The 18,514-nt window shown below is 43.7% G+C and carries 20 protein-coding genes; 18 read left to right on the forward strand and 2 right to left on the reverse strand.

What is annotated here, in order from left to right; all coding sequences use genetic code 11:
* The first annotated feature begins 322 nt into the window (after positions 1–322).
* From P3T48_RS03590 to P3T48_RS03675, 18 genes are all read left to right on the forward strand, one after another.
* Positions 323–2,539 (forward strand): site-specific integrase, encoded by a 2,217-nt coding sequence (locus tag P3T48_RS03590; RefSeq protein ID WP_443217162.1) that lies wholly within the window; start codon positions 323–325, stop codon positions 2,537–2,539.
* A 123-nt stretch (positions 2,540–2,662) separates the two neighbouring features.
* Positions 2,663–3,409 carry a hypothetical protein gene (locus tag P3T48_RS03595; protein ID WP_276505681.1) on the forward strand — a complete coding sequence of 249 codons (747 nt, stop codon included), beginning with the start codon at positions 2,663–2,665 and terminating at the stop codon, positions 3,407–3,409.
* Positions 3,410–3,566: 157 nt separating this feature from the next.
* Positions 3,567–4,031, forward strand: a complete 465-nt coding sequence (locus tag P3T48_RS03600) for a helix-turn-helix domain-containing protein (protein ID WP_010537131.1) — start codon at positions 3,567–3,569, stop codon at positions 4,029–4,031.
* A complete protein-coding gene (locus tag P3T48_RS03605; protein ID WP_443217163.1) occupies positions 4,028–5,146 on the forward strand; it encodes an AAA family ATPase in 1,119 nt (372 codons plus the stop codon). The genes P3T48_RS03600 and P3T48_RS03605 overlap by 4 nt, the downstream gene beginning before the upstream one ends.
* Before the next feature lie 192 nt (positions 5,147–5,338).
* Positions 5,339–6,247: a DUF8464 domain-containing protein gene (locus P3T48_RS03610; RefSeq protein ID WP_276505682.1), complete on the forward strand. Its 909-nt coding sequence runs from the start codon at positions 5,339–5,341 to the stop codon at positions 6,245–6,247.
* 130 nt (positions 6,248–6,377) lie between these two features.
* Positions 6,378–6,962 carry a type IV toxin-antitoxin system AbiEi family antitoxin domain-containing protein gene (locus P3T48_RS03615; RefSeq protein ID WP_010537134.1) on the forward strand — a complete coding sequence of 195 codons (585 nt, stop codon included), beginning with the start codon at positions 6,378–6,380 and terminating at the stop codon, positions 6,960–6,962.
* A gap of 10 nt (positions 6,963–6,972) precedes the next feature.
* On the forward strand, positions 6,973–7,827 hold the full coding sequence (locus tag P3T48_RS03620) for a nucleotidyl transferase AbiEii/AbiGii toxin family protein (protein WP_010537135.1): 855 nt from the start codon (positions 6,973–6,975) through the stop codon (positions 7,825–7,827).
* A 265-nt stretch (positions 7,828–8,092) separates the two neighbouring features.
* Entirely contained in the window at positions 8,093–8,629 is a 537-nt protein-coding gene (locus tag P3T48_RS03625; protein WP_276505683.1) for a hypothetical protein, read from the forward strand.
* Positions 8,619–8,957 carry a DUF4134 domain-containing protein gene (locus P3T48_RS03630; protein WP_276505684.1) on the forward strand — a complete coding sequence of 113 codons (339 nt, stop codon included), beginning with the start codon at positions 8,619–8,621 and terminating at the stop codon, positions 8,955–8,957. The genes P3T48_RS03625 and P3T48_RS03630 overlap by 11 nt, the downstream gene beginning before the upstream one ends.
* Positions 8,958–9,111: 154 nt before the next feature.
* On the forward strand, positions 9,112–9,534 hold the full coding sequence (locus P3T48_RS03635) for a DUF4134 family protein (RefSeq protein WP_276505685.1): 423 nt from the start codon (positions 9,112–9,114) through the stop codon (positions 9,532–9,534).
* A gap of 198 nt (positions 9,535–9,732) precedes the next feature.
* Positions 9,733–10,905, forward strand: coding sequence for a site-specific integrase (locus tag P3T48_RS03640; protein WP_276505686.1), 1,173 nt, complete (start codon positions 9,733–9,735; stop codon positions 10,903–10,905).
* A gap of 28 nt (positions 10,906–10,933) precedes the next feature.
* Positions 10,934–12,202: a site-specific integrase gene (locus P3T48_RS03645; protein ID WP_276505687.1), complete on the forward strand. Its 1,269-nt coding sequence runs from the start codon at positions 10,934–10,936 to the stop codon at positions 12,200–12,202.
* Positions 12,203–12,342: 140 nt separating this feature from the next.
* Positions 12,343–12,660 carry a helix-turn-helix domain-containing protein gene (locus P3T48_RS03650; RefSeq protein ID WP_004302115.1) on the forward strand — a complete coding sequence of 106 codons (318 nt, stop codon included), beginning with the start codon at positions 12,343–12,345 and terminating at the stop codon, positions 12,658–12,660.
* Between the two features lie 8 nt (positions 12,661–12,668).
* Positions 12,669–12,980 (forward strand): hypothetical protein, encoded by a 312-nt coding sequence (locus P3T48_RS03655; RefSeq protein ID WP_276505688.1) that lies wholly within the window; start codon positions 12,669–12,671, stop codon positions 12,978–12,980.
* Positions 12,981–13,044: 64 nt separating this feature from the next.
* Positions 13,045–13,845 (forward strand): hypothetical protein, encoded by an 801-nt coding sequence (locus P3T48_RS03660; protein ID WP_276505689.1) that lies wholly within the window; start codon positions 13,045–13,047, stop codon positions 13,843–13,845.
* Between the two features lie 310 nt (positions 13,846–14,155).
* Positions 14,156–14,545 (forward strand): plasmid mobilization protein, encoded by a 390-nt coding sequence (locus P3T48_RS03665; protein ID WP_276505690.1) that lies wholly within the window; start codon positions 14,156–14,158, stop codon positions 14,543–14,545.
* Between the two features lie 2 nt (positions 14,546–14,547).
* Entirely contained in the window at positions 14,548–15,780 is a 1,233-nt protein-coding gene (locus P3T48_RS03670) for a relaxase family protein (RefSeq protein WP_276505691.1), read from the forward strand.
* A 12-nt stretch (positions 15,781–15,792) separates the two neighbouring features.
* Positions 15,793–16,398 carry a hypothetical protein gene (locus tag P3T48_RS03675; RefSeq protein ID WP_276505692.1) on the forward strand — a complete coding sequence of 202 codons (606 nt, stop codon included), beginning with the start codon at positions 15,793–15,795 and terminating at the stop codon, positions 16,396–16,398.
* A gap of 46 nt (positions 16,399–16,444) precedes the next feature.
* Here the strand turns inward: P3T48_RS03675 and P3T48_RS03680 are convergent, their stop codons facing one another.
* Positions 16,445–17,428 (reverse strand): DUF4238 domain-containing protein, encoded by a 984-nt coding sequence (locus P3T48_RS03680; protein WP_276505693.1) that lies wholly within the window; start codon positions 17,426–17,428, stop codon positions 16,445–16,447.
* Between the two features lie 6 nt (positions 17,429–17,434).
* Entirely contained in the window at positions 17,435–18,514 is a 1,080-nt protein-coding gene (locus P3T48_RS03685; RefSeq protein WP_276505694.1) for a restriction endonuclease, SacI family, read from the reverse strand.

An 18,514-nucleotide genomic window follows, 5' to 3' on the forward strand; every position in this document is an offset into this window, starting at 1 on the left:
TCGTTCCACGCTATAAAGGCTCTCGCATTGCCCGACAAGTCGAAACGAGCAACGCCAATACAACGTCAAATATCATGCAACATTCAAAATGATAAGAAATTGCGCGTAAATGCTAATATATACAGCATATAGCAGGTGTTTGACATGATATATTTTTTGTTATTTATATGTTACTTTACCATTTGATTTTATAATTTATCATAGTTAATGGTTCGTAATTGGTTCTTGTTTTGGGTAACAAATCCGATTATTTTTCGTATCTTTGCACCGTGAGTAACAAATCTCGCAAAATGACAATAAGTAGAATAAATAACAAAGTAACATGAGAAGTAACAATGAACCTGTGCGCATACGCTACAAGGATTTGGCGAATGGCACAAAGTCGATTTATCTCGACACTTACAAAAGTGGAAAGAGGTCGTATGAGTTCTTGAAGCTTTATCTGCTTCCTGAGGACGATGACAAGGCTAAGGCTGTCAATGCCGAGACCTTGCAGAAGGCAGAAGTTATCAAGAACCAGCGAGTGCAAGAAATCCTATCGGGAAAGTTGGAAATAGTGAAGGCTTCTTTGGAACATCCGGCTTCTACAACTACTACAAGCAAGAAGACTGCACGAGTAAGCAAGAAGGAGAATGGCAATACTGCTAAAACTGGCAAAAGTACCCAAGGAAAGGAACGTGAGGTAAACGAATTCGTCGGAGCCGTTTCTGGCAGAGAAGGACACCAATGGAAGTTTATTGACGATGACGGTGAGGACAGAGCCATAGATGGAACAATCAAAAAACATAGAGGCAGACCCAACAAGCGTGAAGCTGTCACTCTTCGTTTCAAGAACCTTGCCAACGGCAGCAAGTCGCTCTACTTCGACATATATTATAATGGTGAGCGCAAGTACGAGTTTCTGAAGCTCTATATCAATCCAGAGATTACCGAGGCTGACAAGCAGAATAATGCCTTGGTCATGGAAACCGCAGAGCGTCTGAAAGAACGCAAGACGCGAGAGGTTGTCAATGGAGAGACTTTCACGGATTCTTCTGACGAGCTGAACCAAGTGGAGAAAGTTGAGGAATACACCAGTTCTGTGATAGTCCGTAGTCGCAAGATGCGCAATGGAGACCGTTCTCTCTTCCTTGATATATATTATGGTAAGGGACAACGTGCCTATGAGTCAGTTGGTCTTTACCTTCGTAAGGATGACAGCGAGGAGAAACACAAGGAAATCTGGAAAGAAGCTGAGAAAAAGGCCAAGGAACGCATGAAGGCATTGAAGGACGGAACCTTTGAGAAGCGTGTCGGCAGAAGAGGCTACAAGCCGCATGGAGAAGACCCCGATGCCAACGTGGACAAATACAAGGAGTATCTTGCCACCAAGAAAGTGAAGACAGAGATTACCGTTGCAGAGACTGAGCGCAAGAGAAATTCCAAGACCAAGGAGCCTGTGAGAATCCGCTTCAAGGAACTTGCCAACGGCAACAAGTCGGTCTATCTATCCATCAATGTCAATGGTCGCCGAACCTACGACTATCTGCGTCTCTATCTCATTCCAGAGGTTGATGCAGCTGCCAAGGAGCAGAACAAGCAGACGATGCAAGCGGTGTATGCCATCAAAGCACAACGCATCATGAGCATCACTAACGGCATCGCAGGACTCAAAGACAAGTCAAGAATCAAAATGCGACTTGTGGATTGGTTGGAGATATTCCGTGACGCACAAGTGGAGCGAGGAAGACAATCTGCCCGAAACTGGGTGAACAGCGTGCTGAATGCAGTGAGAGAACACTCGCCAAACGTGACACTCGCAGAGATGACCAAGGAATACTGCAATGGTTTCATGGTGTTCTTGTTGAACGACTATATCACCTACAAGCACACCCATCCGTCCAAGTCCACGGTGATGAACTATCTCAAATGCCTCAAAGCAGCCTTCAACATGGCTATTGAGGAAGAGATAATGGACGACAATCCCGTATTGCGTCTTCGCATGGATGTTCTGAAAGGTGGCGGTACCAAGCGAGAGTATCTGACCGTTGACGAGGTGAAGAGACTGATTGACACCCCTTGCAAGCGTGAGGATATCAAGGCGGCGTTCCTGTTTTCATGCTTCTGCGGACTCCGTATCAGTGACGTGAAGAGTTTGAAGTGGAAAAACATCATCACCGAGGGTGACAAGACACGAGTTGAGATATTACAGTACAAGACCAAGCAGCCTCTCTATCTTCCTCTCAACAAGCAAGCCCTTCGTTGGATGCCTGAGCGTGGATCTGCGAGTGACGAGGACAAGGTGTTTCCAACACTGCCAAGCAAGAACTACGACTGCATCCCGGAATGGAGCCGTGCGGCAGGTATCAGCAAACATGTGACCTACCATGTCTCCCGCCACACGTTCGCCACGATGGAGCTGACCATGGGCGCAGACCTATACACTACAAGCAAACTTCTCGGTCATACGGAGGTGCGTACGACACAAATTTACGCAAAAATCATCAATAAGAAAAAGGACGAGGCTGTTTCCCTATTGGACAGTGCGTTCGAAGAATAAAAATGGAACATAATAATACATCAAACAACCAAGGACGAGACGACTCCTCGTTCTCTCTTTTTACCCCAATGCAATGAATGCACCTTCGCTAACGGTGTAGGTGGCATTTGTGGTACCAACAAATTGTGGCTGTTCTTCAAGGAAGCCCATGAGTGCTATCAGACGGAAGTAATAGGATGCGGTAAACTGTATCACCGCTATAAAAAGGACTTTCTCAACAGCCATTCCTATACGGACTGCCAGTATGCGGCAGGAAAGAACGAGCACAAGAAGAACTTCTACATCATGGAGGAGTTTCTTGAAGAACGTGAGGACTTAGTAGTTATATTCTTTACCAAAGTGGATTTCGAGTATCATGACTATAAGGCTCTTCATCACAAGTTCAACACCACGGAGCCGCCTCCAAACGGTCAGTATCTCCATGGTAAACCACCGTCAATATTACAAACAGCACAAGACACCAAACCGAAACAGGACTTTCAATGTTACTTTGATTCTACTCAGTTGAACCTCATTGCGCGCCATGCCAATGAGGTTCATTTGTTCTCAACCGATGTGTCGGAAGAGGATATGCGAAAACTCTTCTCGTGCCAAGTCTGCAAGCAGCTAAAGGCGAGAAGCAACAGACGTGTGGCATTCTTCTTTGACATGCTCTGCAGCAAGAACTTGATTTGCAAGCAATGGCAATCGGTCATTGCCAAGCATAAACTCATCCTGTCTTCATCAACAGACAAGCCACTTACAACAACCAAGCTGTCCTCAGCAACCAGTGATGCCAAAAGTACCAACGCCAGCATCTATGAGACTATCCGCAAGAAAGTGCAAGAAATAGCAGATTGCGGTAAAAATGACAGCAAGGATACCATCTGACAGATGAAAACCTTGACAGTTGGCTTGATAGTCGGTTGACAGTCAAGCGCACTTCCATCCGATTGGGCAGAAATGCCCTTACCTTTGCCCTCCGTAATCAGAAACCTGGTTATGGAGGGCGACTTCGTTATGTGTAACGATAAATAAAATTACGACAATGATTGGACAGACAACAAATCAGGCAAACAATCCACCAAAGGATGGCACTATCCTACCGCCAACGATAGACGTGGATAAACACGAGTTGACAGAACAAGAACTGGCAGATATGACACCAATGAGACTTGCCGAGCGTATTCAACAAATGGAAGAAGCATTCAAGCTGCTTGGACCAGTGGAGGATGTGCTGAACCGCATCAAGTGCTTGGAGAAATGGCTCTTTGCAGGAAAAGACGTGCTCACCCTTGACGAGGCAAGCGTATTCCTTGACGCTTCAAAGAGTCAGCTTTACAAACTGACACGTACCTTTGCCATTCCCCATTACAAGCCAAACGGCAAGACCATCTATTTCAGCAAGGAAGAACTGGTGGAATGGATCAAGAAGCACCCTGTGAAAACAAAAGAGGTGTATGAGCAGGATGCCATACGCTATGTGATGAACAAACCCTTGAAGAGCAGATGACGATGGAAGAAATGAACGACATGAGCCTCTTTGAAGGCGCAGCGGACAATGCTGATTTGTTGGAAAAGTTGCTGAAGGCATCGCTTATCCATGCGGACGAGACCTACCAGACACCGCCACAGATAATATGGGTGGACAACTCGACCATAGCCACGCTTGGCAACTTCAGTGCCTCCACAGGCAAGGCGAAGAGCCGAAAGACGTTCAACGTATCCGCTTTGGTTGCTGCCTCGCTTGCTAACGGAAAGGTGCTGCAATATACGGCAAAACTACCCGATGACAAGCGTAAGATACTCTACGTTGATACGGAGCAGAGCCGTTTCCACTGTCACAGCGTGATGCAGCGCATCCTCCGGCTTGCAGGATTGCCCGACAACATGAACAGTGAGAACCTTGTGTTCTTCGGACTGCGAGAGTACAGTCCCAACCTCAGACTGCGACTGATAGAATATGCCTTGCAGACACAAAAGGGGTTTGGCTTGGTCATCATTGACGGCATAAGGGACTTGATGCTCGACATCAACAATCCGAGCGAGTCTGTCCATATCATCAACAAACTGATGCAGTGGTCAAGCCGCTATGACCTGCATATACATTGTGTCCTACACTTGAACAAGGGTGATGACAATGTAAGAGGTCACATAGGAACGGAACTCAGCAACAAGGCTGAGACGGTACTGGTGATAAGCAAGAGCAATTCGATGGCGAATGTGAGTGAAGTGAAACCGCTCAACATCCGAGACAAGGACTTTGCGCCCTTTGCGTTCCAAATAAACAAGGAGGGACTTCCAGAGATTGCCAAGGACTATGTGGTTGACTCCACCACAGCCAGACAGCCGAAGATGACAATAGCCGACATTACCGATGAGCAGCACGACAAGGCACTTGGAATGGCTTTTGGCAAGAAAGTGGTGTCAGGTTATGAGAATGTGATAAACGCATTGACGAAAGGATATACAACTATTGGTTTTGCCAGAGGTAGAACAGTGATGTCAAAGTTGCTGACCTTCCTATTGAAGAGCAAACTGGTGGCGAAGTGTGGCAACAACGAGTATTGCAGAATGAAGGATTATCCTTCGTTTCCGCTGCTTGAAGAGCAGGAGGTGAAGAAGTGAGGATGAAGCGAAAATCACTTCAAAAACCACTTCATTCACCTCGGTGTATATATAATAGTAGAACGGACGGATTTTGTGAAGGGGCATCATATTTAACTACATGGACATACGACAAAATGACTTCACAAAACCGTTCATTCACTCTGGTGTATATATAATAAGCGCACGAATGAACAAAAAAAAGAAAGAAAGATGAACATACAACAAGCAAAGGAAATCAAACTCACGGACTATCTGAGCGCATTGGGACATCAGCCCAAACGATGCAGCAAGTCCACATCTTATTATCTGTCGCCATTGCATGCGGAGACAAAGCCATCGTTCAAGGTGAACTTCAGCCGAAACCAATGGTATGACTTTGCTCTTGGCAAGGGTGGCAACATCATTGCTCTTGCCCAACTTCTCTACAATACGGATGATGTGGGTGCTGCATTGCAGCATATAGCAGCGGACATGAACAACCCAAAGTCCACAAAGGCAAAACCTCCCATACCGACACAAGTAGAGACAGACAAGATGGACAAGGTACATATCCAAGAATTGTCCTACCCTGTGCTTATGTCGTATCTGCGTTCACGCCATGTGGATGCGGACATAGGTAAACGCTATTGTAAGGAGATCTGGTACACGTTTAAGGGCAAGCGGTATTTTGGTATAGCCTTTCCAAATAACAGGGATGGTTATGAGCTGCGTAACCCATATTATAAAGGTTGTTTGGGCGAGAAAGACATATCCTTGATACATTCACAGCAAGTTGGAGTGCAGGACAGATGCTGCATCTTCGAGGGGTTTATGGACTTTCTTTCGTACAAGACTTTGGAAAAGCGAGGCGACAATGTGATTTGCATACAAGAGCCATGTGATTATATTGTACTGAACTCCATCAGTAGCCTTGGGAAATGCATGGAACGATTGGCGTGTTACACTACTATCCATTGTTATCTTGATAATGACCAAGCAGGAACGGTGGCTGCTTATACAATCATGGACTGTTATCAAAACAGGGCAATCAACGAATCCATAAGATATGCAGAATACAAGGATGTCAATGATTATCTTATCGGCAGAAAATCCATTATTCCGCATAAAGAGGATGTATAAAACGATAATTTTCTACGGAGAAAGTCAATATTCTCCGTAGAAAATTATATTTTGCGTGATTTTTGCGTAGATTTCCGTACAAACATACTACACTTTTGAAAATATGTAGTAACTTTGTACAGAATTAAAGATGCAAATTATGGAAAAGCGTATGACAAATCCAAAATCTGAAGGCTATATCTCTGCAAAAGATATGGCAGGAAGAGCTGCATACTATAAAGTATTGCAAGCCGCCAAGAATGGCGAACTCACCAGAATAAAAAGAGGTGTGTATGCAACCGATGACCATTTGGCAAGTCAAATGCTTGATGTGGAAAAGGTTGTTCCTGGTGGTGTGTTGTGTCTGTATTCCGCTTGGTCACATTATCAGTTGACTACACAGGTACCACAAGAATATTGTCTTGCAATAAAAAGAGGCCGAAAAATCACCCTTCCAGATTATCCCCCAATTACACTATACCATTGGAGTGATACCGCCTTTAACCTTGGAATTACGAATACAGAGATTGAGGGTTTCAAGGTGAGGATATATGACGTGGAGAAATGTGTCTGTGATGCAGTAAAGTATAGAAACAAAATCGGCATAGATGTCTGTACGGAGATTATAAAGGAATATCTGAAACGCAGAGATCGTAATGTCAGCAAACTGATGAAATATGCCTCACAACTGAGAGTTGCCAAAACATTGGGAACATATCTACAAATGGAACTATAAAATAATAAATATGACAACGAAGAATTATGCTCGCTCGGTAAGAGCGAAACTGCTTAATATATCGAAAGAAGAGAATGTCTTCTACCAATCGATATTGACACGATACTTTCAGGAGCGTCTGTTGTACCGTCTGTCGGTAAGTCCATACAAAGAACGCTTTATATTGAAAGGAGGTGCATTACTGTATGCCCATGAGCATTTGAAAGCAAGACCAACATTGGACATAGATTTCCTTGGTCAACAGATTAGCCGTGAGTTGGACAATATCAAGGAAACATTCAGAAATTTATGCGACATAGAATGTCTGGAAGACGGAGTTGTCTTTGAAAAGGACAGCATTAGCGTAGAAGAAATCACTCTCAAAAAAGAATATAATGGTGTGCGAGTACATGTCAAGGTAGGACTTGACACGGCAAGCCAAGTTATTTCCATGGATGTAGGCTTTGGCGACATCATAACTCCTGCACCCGTTGACCTTTCTTATCCGGTGTTGCTGGACACATTACCAGAAGTTGACATCTTGGCTTACTCTTTAGAAACCGTGGTGGCAGAAAAGTATCAGGCAATGATAGACCATGCGACAGAGAACAGCCGCATGAAAGACTTCTTTGATGTGTACAGAATACTAAAAGCAGGAAATATTGACTTGAACACATTGCAAGAAGCCATCACAGCCACGTTTGAGAATAGAGGCACCGCCATCTCTACGGAATATAGCCTTTTCGAGGATTCTTTTGCGACAGATGCCAAACGAAATATTATGTGGAATAGTTATTTGAAGAAAATCAAATTCAAGGAGCCACTAACCTTCCAAGAAGTTTGGACATATATCACACAGGAACTGAAACAATACATGGAAAAATAAAGGTATTACGATATACCTTATCAAGCTCTCCCATTCGGAGGGCTTTTTTTATGCCCTTTTCCCAAACATGCGAAAACTAACAGAAAAAGCTGATTAAAGTATGATTGAGAGTATGAAATATAATTATAATTTGAATATATCTTAAACTTTGATGGCCATACTTTACAAAATTCTTTTATGTCGGATTTTACTCTTTACTTTGCACTCGCAACTGGCACTTTTGCCACTGCATAGAGTATAAATCATCAATAAAACAAAGTATTATATGAGTCCATTTTTGATATTCGCCATCAGCCTTACCATTGCATACGCCATCTACTATGCGGTGATGATAACCAGAGACCTGTATGGTAAGAAGGAAGAAGCCAAGAGCAACGAGGAAGTGTTTGACATCAGCAACATAACGGAAGAGGAAGCCGCAGTAGCCGTCAATGAAAGCGATGGTGGCTTTAGCGTTGCCGACAAGCAATACGACACAAGTTTCCAAGACGGCACATCATACGATGAGGGCTATGGTATGGGAACAGAGAACAACGGAATGAGTGGTTATTCTCCAGAAACGGATTCTTCCGGCAGAGAAGATGATGTTGATGAAGACGAAGAAAATGATGTCAACCAACAGAAGCCGAAGAACACAGCCGAGTCGTTGCAGGAAAAGATGGATGGGCAGATGGAGTCCACTTCTCCCATATGGATAGACGGACTATGGCAGGACGACTTCACGGAGAGCCTATTGAAACAAGGCGAGACAAAGCCAGGACAACCAAACATCAAAACAATACCAGTCAAGGATGAAATTTAGCCATATCATAAAGAATGTAGTTGCAATCATTGTCTTTGCGCTGCTCCCCCTGTCTGCATCAGCCAAATGTGGCAATGTGGACTATAGCTGGGGAGCTGACGCACTGACAGGGATGCACGACTATGTGGTGACGATGATGCTGTATGTGCTGTATCTGACATACGCCGTCGCTGCAGTGATGGTGATAATCTCTGCATTGCAGATATACATCAAGATGAATACAGGAGAAGAAGGTGTGACCAAATCGATAGTGACTCTGATAGGTGCCTGTCTGTTTATGATAGGAGCATCCATCCTGTTCCCTGCATTCTTTGGCTACCAGATTTAAGACTCAACTGCAGAAGAGTATATATCAAAGTGAGAAAGCAGTACCATCGAGCCGTATGCCAGAAAGGAAAGACGCCAAAAGCGTGGAATAAGACTGGGGATAAAGGTGAGAATGAACTGCGAAGAGAAATCATTAACAAGTAAAACAAGAAAGAATGTTTAAGAAAACGACCAACTATTTGAAGAAGACCGCCAAGAGCGTTCTCTCTTCAGGACGCTTGAAGACATTGGCATTGATGCTCCTTGTGGGCGGTGGCATTGCCATGGCGCAAAACTCGGCAGGTGACTACACTGCAGGAACCACTGCCCTGACAACAGTGACAGAGGAAATAGCCAAATACGTGCCTATTGTGGTCAAGCTCTGTTATGCCATTGCAGGTGTAGTAGCCGTAGTGGGTGCCATCAGCGTTTACATCGCTATGAACAATGAGGAGCAGGATGTCAAGAATATCTTAGTCCTCCGAAATGCGTTTGAAAAGACAAGAAAGCAAATGAAAGCAAATGCACTAAGTATCAATGCTTTAAGCGATAATTTGAATTTTCCGATGTTTGCGGAACTCACTCTTAAAAAGACATAAAAGACTGTTTCTTGTTTCCGTTTTGTTTCTCGTTTCTCGGTTTGTTTTCTTATCTTTACATCAGTTTTCCGAAGTAAGGGAAGAGAAAGAAAAGCAAATGTCAGCATTGGAAACCATATCTGACATGAACTTTCAACAAGAGGGAGAAAGACCCTCCAATGTAGCAGAATACAAAAACAAAATAACACTTCATACATCATGGCAAGACCAAAGAAACAAGTAAAGCTGAAAGAACCGATTAAAATTCGGTTAAAGTCGCTCGCAGATGGCAACAAGAGTATCTATCTTGACATCTACTATAAGGGAGTGAGGAAGTATGAATACCTCAAACTCTACCTCGTCCCCGAAATCAACCCTGTCTGCAAGGAACAGAATAAGCAGACTATGGCGGTTGCAGAACGCATCAAGGCAGAGCGTATCAAAGCCCTGCAAGGTCATGGCATACAGGACTGGGAGACAGTAAAACAAGGCTCGATGCTTCTCACTACTTGGATAAAGAAGTATTGTGAAGGTGGTGTCGGCATCAAGAAGTCAACGCTCCATTGTCGTGTGGAAATGCTGCACACCATAGAGAAGTATCTTGACGAGACAAACAAAGGCTTCATTTCGCTTGAAGAGGTCAATGCGGAGTTCTGCCGTGGTTATGTGAAGTTCTTGCGTAACTTCCCAAACTCCCATATCAAGTATGGCGAGCCAAGACCTATCAGCGAGAATACGGCAAGCCGATACCTCGGAATGTTCTCTACCGTACTCAACAACGCTGTGCGACAAGGCATTATCCGCAACAACCCTATGAAGGAACTTGATGCACGTGAGCGCATCCAACCCAAGGATGGCAAGAAAGAGTATCTGACCATTGAGGAACTTCGCACCCTCATGGCTACGGACAGTTACCGTCCAGAGGTCAAGGAGGCTTTCATCTTCGCCTGTTTTACCGGATTGCGATTAAGTGACATGTACCGTCTTGCTCCGATGCACATCTTCAAGACCGCTGACGGAAAGGGCGAATACATAGATATGGAAATGCAAAAGACGGAGAAGCCAGTTATAATACCTCTCTCAGAAGAGGCAAAGCGGTGGTTGCCAAAGCAAAGAGGTAATGATATTCCTTTCTTTGACATTCCAACCACACAGACCGTTATAGGCAGGGCTCTCCGCAAATGGGCGGAAGCGGCAGGGATAGAGAAGCATATCTCATTCCATTGCTCACGGCACACGTTCGGAACGATGATGCTCACGCTCGGTGCTGACCTTTTTACCACAAGCAAGCTGATGGGACATTCCAACATTCAGACCACGGAAATCTATGCTAAAATCGTGGATAAGAAGAAGGAGGAAGCCATCAACCTTATTGACGGTATGTTCACATAAATCATTGACAACGAAAATATATAGAGACATGACAATAACTATCAGACAAAAGGCACTTGCCAACGACAACATAAGCTTGTATCTTGACATCTACGATGGTGGCAAGCGCAAGTTTGAATTTCTTTCCCTGTATTTGTTGCCGGAGGTTGATGCAGAGACCAAAGCAAGGAACGAAGAAACATTGCAACGTGCTCACCAGATAAGGGCAGAGCGTATTCTTCATCCAGAGACCATCCCAGAGGTAGGTCACTTGATGATTGTGAAGGAAATCCCCAATGACGAGTCTCCAGAAGTCTTGGACTGGATCCAGACTTACATCGACTGGATGAGCGACAACACAGACTACTCCAAGGCTATTGTTGACCAATCAAAGTATCTGAAATACCTAATGAGCGAGTTCCTTGCCAACAAGCGCAGACCTCACATCACTCTGAGGAAGTTCGACAAGGAATGGTTCAAGGCATTCTTCCTTTGGTTGAAGAACGACTATGTACCACAGAAGTATGTACGAGTTGAAGCCAAGCCTTTGTGTGAAGGCTCCCTTCACAATGTTCAACAGCGCATAGTGGCTGTGTTTAACAAGGCGGTCAAGTTCGGCAAGTTGAAGGCTAACCCTTTCTACCAGTTGGAGAAATCAGACATCTTCCCCAAGCCAAAGACATCACATAAGCAGTATCTCACTCCCGATGAACTGAAAAGGTTCATGGCTTCAGATGAGAGAAGTCCAGGAGTTGCAGAGACACAAAAGGCTTTCGGTTTTGCCTGTCTGACAGGACTTCGTATCAGCGACATCAAGGCTCTGCGATGGAGTGACATCAAGAGAAACAAGGAAACGAACACGCTTGTAATCGTCCAAAAGAAAACAAAGGCTCTCAATGCCGTACCAATCGGCAATACCGCCTTGTCATGGATGCCACCCAAAGGCGATGATGATTTTGTGTTTCACCTTCCTGCCAAGGCTAATGTGGATGCAGCCCTTAAAAGGATAGCCAAGAAGGTGGGCATTGAGAAGAATATCTCTTTTCACTGCGCCCGACATACATTCGGAATTTTGGTGCAGGCGGTTACCGGCAACATAGAGACTACCAAGAAGCTGATGGGACACAAGTCGCTCAAATCCACCGCCATCTATGCAGATGTGCTGACGAATGAAAAGGTCAAGGCTGTTGACAACACGAAGAAAGCCTTTCGAGGTCGCAAACAGCGTGAGGAGAACAAGCAGATACCGAGGACAAAGCGGACAGCAGCCACCAACACCCATCCACGCAGAATAACTTTTATACAGGATAACAAGTAAACAGAACTTTTCAGGATAACAATCAGTTAATTTCACTTTTGTAGTCCCCATTTTTCGGGCAAGGATTTCTCTCTGCCTTGGGGAACTACACTTTCAAAACAAGCAGTACAACGAATCACAAACAATTAAATTACAGGATAATGAACAAAACTATCGACACCGAGACTCTTCTCTTGAAGGTAGAGTCACATGAGCACCGCATTGGGATAATGGAGAACCTACTCCGTGATGCCAAGCAAGTATTGACACTGGAGGAAGCAGCCTTATTCATGGGTATATCAAAGAGCAGTCTCTACAAGATGACACACAAGCATGAACTTCCGTTCTTCCGTCCCAACGGCAAGATTATATACTTTGAAAAGTCAGAGCTTTTGAACTGGATGCGCCAGAACCGCAGTATGTCCGAGGCTGAGACCAAGGCTGCAGCGACCAAGCACATGAGTGAACTTTGTAAATAGACATGGCGATGATGAAGAACGATATTTCCCATGAGGAGTACAGAAGCAAGTTGGCGAATGTCGCTGACCTTGCCGTGAGCTATATCAATACTGGCAACGGCTATTTTCGGGTGCGTGATGCTTTCAATCAACTTGCCGAGCAATGCGGAGCCAACAAGGGCATCAATGATGAAGCAACTGTCGGCAGAAGAAAACTTCTTGCCCAGTCTGTTTGCATTGAGTGCATTTCACGATTAAGCAGCCATTCTAATGACAGGTTGCAAGACGAGCTCTATGTTATCGCAGAGGACATTTCCCCAAGGAGAGGATGGTACAGATGATTTTCTCTTTACTGAGAAAAACAGTCTTGCCATTTATGGTTATAATATTCAAAATTCACGGAACATGGATAAACAAAAGATACATTACTGCTTCACGCTGTCCGATGTACAGATGGAGTATCTTCGCTGCAAGAAGTACAAGATTGACCGCATGGAATGCTTCATGTCTCTTGCCTCTCTTGCTGAACGTGAAACAACACTTGTTTCTATCAGCAAGACTCAACAAGTGGAAATCTTGTGTGGGCAATGTCTGGTTGACAATACCCAACTTGCCAAACTCTGGGACAAAGACCGCAAGACCGTACCCAAACTGTTAAAGGCTATGGAGGCTGTGGGCATTTCCTCTTCACAAAAGGTTGGAGACAACCGCATCATTACCCTGCATTCCCTCTCTGGTTGGTATGTGGACGGAAGATTTGTCAAGAACGGCTTTTCATTGAAGCGCAATGCGGATGGCTCAGCAATCATCCACACGGAAGTTCCACAAGCAAGAGTAATTGTTACGACAACGGAGGATGATACAAAGTCGGACAAGGAAGATGGGCATTCTGCCAATGGAATATACGATACTGACAACAAGGGCAATTCTTCTACAGCAGATATTTCTTCTTCCCTAAATTCGGCTTCATCTAATGACAACAGAAGCGTGGGTAAGGTCGGAACGAATGGCAATCTTTCCGATGCTGTTACAGGTGGAATTTCCCCACAACAGAATTACTCCAGACAGTCTGTTGGCAATCCTTCTTCCCTGCAAGAAGCAGATGCCAAACAGAATAAGGGAGAACACAACACATATCCACAGCATCTGGCAGGAGGACAAACACAACAGTCTAACGGTTCTAATGACAATGGTTTACAAGCCTAACAGCTACCATAACGGCAGTCAATAGGCATACAGAGGCTAATGAGCCACCATACAGAGAAATCATCCCAAAGGACGATTGACCGCCATAGGCTACTGCCAAACTGTTATACGTTTAAGCAGCCTTGGGGACGGACGCTGTTAAAAGTGCCGTCATTTTATAGGTACTTTTCGAGAAATCCTTTTGTAATACAGAAGCCGTGTCCGTCTTTCTGTATTCATAAAAGTTTCTCGGACTACTCGCAGGCTCGCAGTCGTGACCACCTTTGCAAGGTGCTTGTAATCATCCCATTTTAATCAGAGACAAGGACAAATGAGAAAGAAGAAAATCATAAGGAAACCGCCTACGGAAGTCCATACCTACCGATGTACGAAAGAAGAGTTGAAACAACTCCAGGCACTTGCCAAGGAGTGTGGAATTAGTCTGAGCCGCTATGTCGTTGAGACTGGCTTGAAGCACCGTCCACGCATGAGGCTCACCAAGGAAGAGGTGGACGCTCTCAACACTCTCGCCATCGCAAGGACGGATTTGATAAAAATCAGCAACGTGCTATCCAAGAAAACGGCTGAGGAAAAGGCTCGGTTCTTCAAGAATGAGAAGTTCATGCGTTGGTGGATTGATGCCGTTGCAGTACTTATCCAACATTGGTATAGCATTGAAGAGAATATCGCAACAAACGCACAGACCAAATCAAAGGAGTAATCATGATTATGCTTGCAAAGGTAGTATCGTATGGAGGCAATTCCGTAAGGTACGCATTGGAAAAGGAGAATGCAAAGACGGTCAAGGTGAACAATATGCCTGATGGTCTTGACCCTACCGCCATCTGGTACATGATGAAGCATCATTGCCAGTATCATCAGGCGGAAAGGACGGTGGGCAGAAAGTTGGAAAGGTTCATGACCACTTTTGTACTTTCCCCATCAAAGGAAGAGTCTGCCAACTTCACGATGGTAGATTGGGCGAACCTTCAAGACGAAGCTTTGGAAGTTTTGGATTCTGTTGGTCTTAAACCCAATGGTTTCTCCAATGAGATAAAGACCAATTTCACCAATTCTATGAATGTGGGTGGACTGCACTCTGACTCCAAGTCAGGAACGCTGCACCTTCACATTGACTGCTGTCGTGTGGATATGGAGGGTAACACCAATGATGTACACGACATTCATCTTCGGGCAATGAAGGCTGCGGAAATCATCAATATGCGTCATGGGTGGGAACAACCGCAGGAGATACGGAATATGCGGAAAGTGGAACTTGCGGAGGATTGCGAAAATACCCTCAAAGATATGCAACAGTTCAACATAGACAGATACTTCAATCTGTTGCGCATGAAAGGCTATGAGGTAAAGCCACGCTACGACAAACAACGGAAACTTGTCGGCTACACAGTCGGCAAGAATGCTTCCGTGTTCAAGGCTTCGGAGATAGGCAGAAGGTTCATGGCATCAAAGATTGAAGACACATGGAAGAAACTGCACCCACAACCTACACAAGTCAAGACAAAGCCTGTTTCTCCATCCGTTGCTCCTGCGCCTCGCCCAGTTCGTCCTGTCGTTCAGACTCAAACAGCATCACAACCAAAGGCGCAACCTCAAATTACACAAACTGCATTCACAATCAACATTGGCGATGAAGTCAAAAAGGTGTGGATTCCGAACTCTGTCAAAGATGTCTTTACTAATGAAGTTCAGATTCCAGAGGACAATGATATAGCGACAACAGAGAATGTAGCTCATGTAGCGATGCTGTTGTTTGCAGGGTACATTGACGCAGCCACTTCCATGTCTGAGTCATGTGGCGGTGGCGGTTCTGCTCCTTCTTCTGGTTGGGGTAAGAAAGACGATGAAGATGACTGGAAGTTTGCCCACCGTTGCGCACAGATGGCTCATGCCATGTGCAAGCCTAAACCACGCAGCAGAAGTTTCCACCGATAAATCAATGATAATATGGCAATCAGAAAAAGCAAGATAAACATAGACACAGAAGAAAGATCCGACTTCGACAACATGATGAATGATGTCGAAAACGAGGTCGAGGAACAGCAAGCCGAAGACGGACTTGTAAACCGTGTTCCTGAGTTGAAGCAGTTGAGTGAGGACATTGACAAAGCTACAAACACCTTCATCAATGCCACACTTGAACTGGAGTCTGCCATTCAGCAGTATCAGCGTGCAGAAACCAAATTAGGTGGTGCTGTGACTACTATCAGCAAAAAGGTTGATACCATCAATCAGCACATAGACAAAGTTTTGGAAAATACTTCCACAAAATTAAAGGTGTCTGTAAATGTCAATGATGCAGACTGGCAGAAGATCCAAGAACTGTTTGCCAAAGAACGCCAATGGATGACCGCACAGATGCAGACGCATATCCGTGAGGTCAATTCCATGTTTGCTAATGAACGGAAGAAAGTTCGTGAACGATACAAGGAATATGATGGTTGCTACCTCGGTCACTATGCCCAATGGTTCTTCTGGTTCTTCTTCACGATTGGTATCTTTGTGGTCGCTGGTGGTGTAGGAATGATGATTGCACAGAATTGTGGGAAGTGAAAAACCGACTGACCTTAGGCTTTCGCTTAGAATCAGTCGGCTCATGTTACAATCCTTTTTCGGTGAAAAAATATTGTCTATCACCATAGTTCTGAGCTGTGTAAAATGTCTCAAACTCTTCATAAGTTTTGAAACGGCATTGAAATTGCATGATAACGTTAAGATATCGAGAGACTGGAGAAAGCCCTAACAATGCCAATCGTTTTATTCTGTTTCTTGCAAATTCCATTTCTTGTTTTAAGAAGTCTATGTCATTACAAGATATTTTTTCAGAAGCACCATCTATGATAGATAGGTTGATATGTTGATAAAGATTCTCTTCAAGGAATGTTGGCTTATTTTCCGCATAGACAAGTAAATGATTCCTGTCTAAAGGTATAACAAATTCTTCAAGAATTTTTCCTCTTTTACATTCTGACTTTAATGGTATATAGGGGATGTCTCCTATTATCATGGGTTTTGAAGTCTCCCATATTAAAAACTTTTCTTCAAGTTTTGACCAGTCATGTTTACGAACGTTCTCTTCGTAGAAAATTGGCATGAAAGACTTTTTGTTTGTAGTGTTGGATTTGATGTTTGCCACAATATCTGGTATGTCTTCATCCCTGAGATACTGATTGGTCTTTTTATTGTAGAGATGTAAATCTCCAGTCAATAGTCCATCGTTCTCAATGAGATCAGCAACATGATCATAACCTCCAGGAGTTCTCCAATATAATCCTAATACAAACTCAACAATATCTGCCTTTGTTTGAGCAGGCATTGCACAAATATCATATGCATACTTGTTGCGCATATCAACGAATGCTTGTGCGTATTGATTATCTTTTTCGAGAAAAAATTCTTTTTCTAAATCATATACGCCATACTGACCAAAATCAATGTTATTCAAGTCATTCGCATAGTAAATTCCAGCAGTTGCAACACCTCTATATGTATCGTATTTCTTTTTGCAATAATACAGTTTTTCGCCTTCTCCAACGAATCTTTTAAGGTAAAACTGTGGAAGAAAATGATGTTTCACACTCATATCTTTTTAAAGGTAAAATTCTATAGTGCAGTTTTTTATCCAGTCTATTGTATCGTCTTTTGCATTGATTTTCTTTGCATATGAGAGCATGGTTGAAGAAAAATCTTGCAAGGAAATCGATTGCTGTATTGAGCTTAGACGAATTTTAACAAAATCGAGAACAGAAACAACTGAACAGAAATATCCGTTCCGTCCATACTCTGAAGCTATTTCATGAACCTCTTCTGCATCATACATCACAGCTCGTCCAAAAATGAATAGAGTCTTGGTCAAACGAGCATACGCAAATTTTTTTATTGCGTGTTCCACATCAATCTTTGCAAAATCTTTATCTTTGACTTCTATTGATGATACAATTTTTCCTTTATCATCGAAAATGTCTATATCGCCAACCTCTTTGGAAGAAGATCCACTTTCGTTTACCTTATGAGGGACAACTATTCTACTTCCTCCATAATAGAAATGTTCGATTGTTGCTACTACAAGAGGACATATTTCCCCCTCAAATCTTGACTCGGTAACTTGGTATACGAAATCAAGTATTATCTGCGGTCCAGAAAGATTATCCATGCCGATGTCTGGCAGTTCATATTTTTCTGCAACGGAAGCTGCGATGGATTTCATGTTATAGATAGCCGATGATAAATATTTTCTTGCAATCAAAGAACTACGCATCTTTGATAGAATGGAAATCAATGATTTTAGTGTTTCCATATCATGCCCTTTACGAACAGCATTCTCTGTTGTCAATCTTGGATACCTGGCTGGTTTATTAAGGAATGGCTCGTTAGACCCTCCTAAACTATTGGGAAGAAAGTCTCTTTCAAAAGGCACGACAACATGATGACATAAACTTCTTGCGTCAAATGCACCTTCTGATTCATCTTTCGCTTGGAGACTCAAAGGATCAATGTCACCATTTGTTGCTTTTGCAAGTAACGCAGTAACCAGAACGTATTTATAAGTCTTATGGCTTCCTTCCAAGACAGACCTAATCTCTTGCCCTATAGGGTCACAGAGATATTTTGGATTATCTAAAAGGCTTTCTAACAATGCCTTTGCAGATTCTTCAGATACTTTTTTCAT

This window comes from Segatella intestinalis (assembly GCF_029348455.1).
Lineage (GTDB): Bacteria > Bacteroidota > Bacteroidia > Bacteroidales > Bacteroidaceae > Prevotella.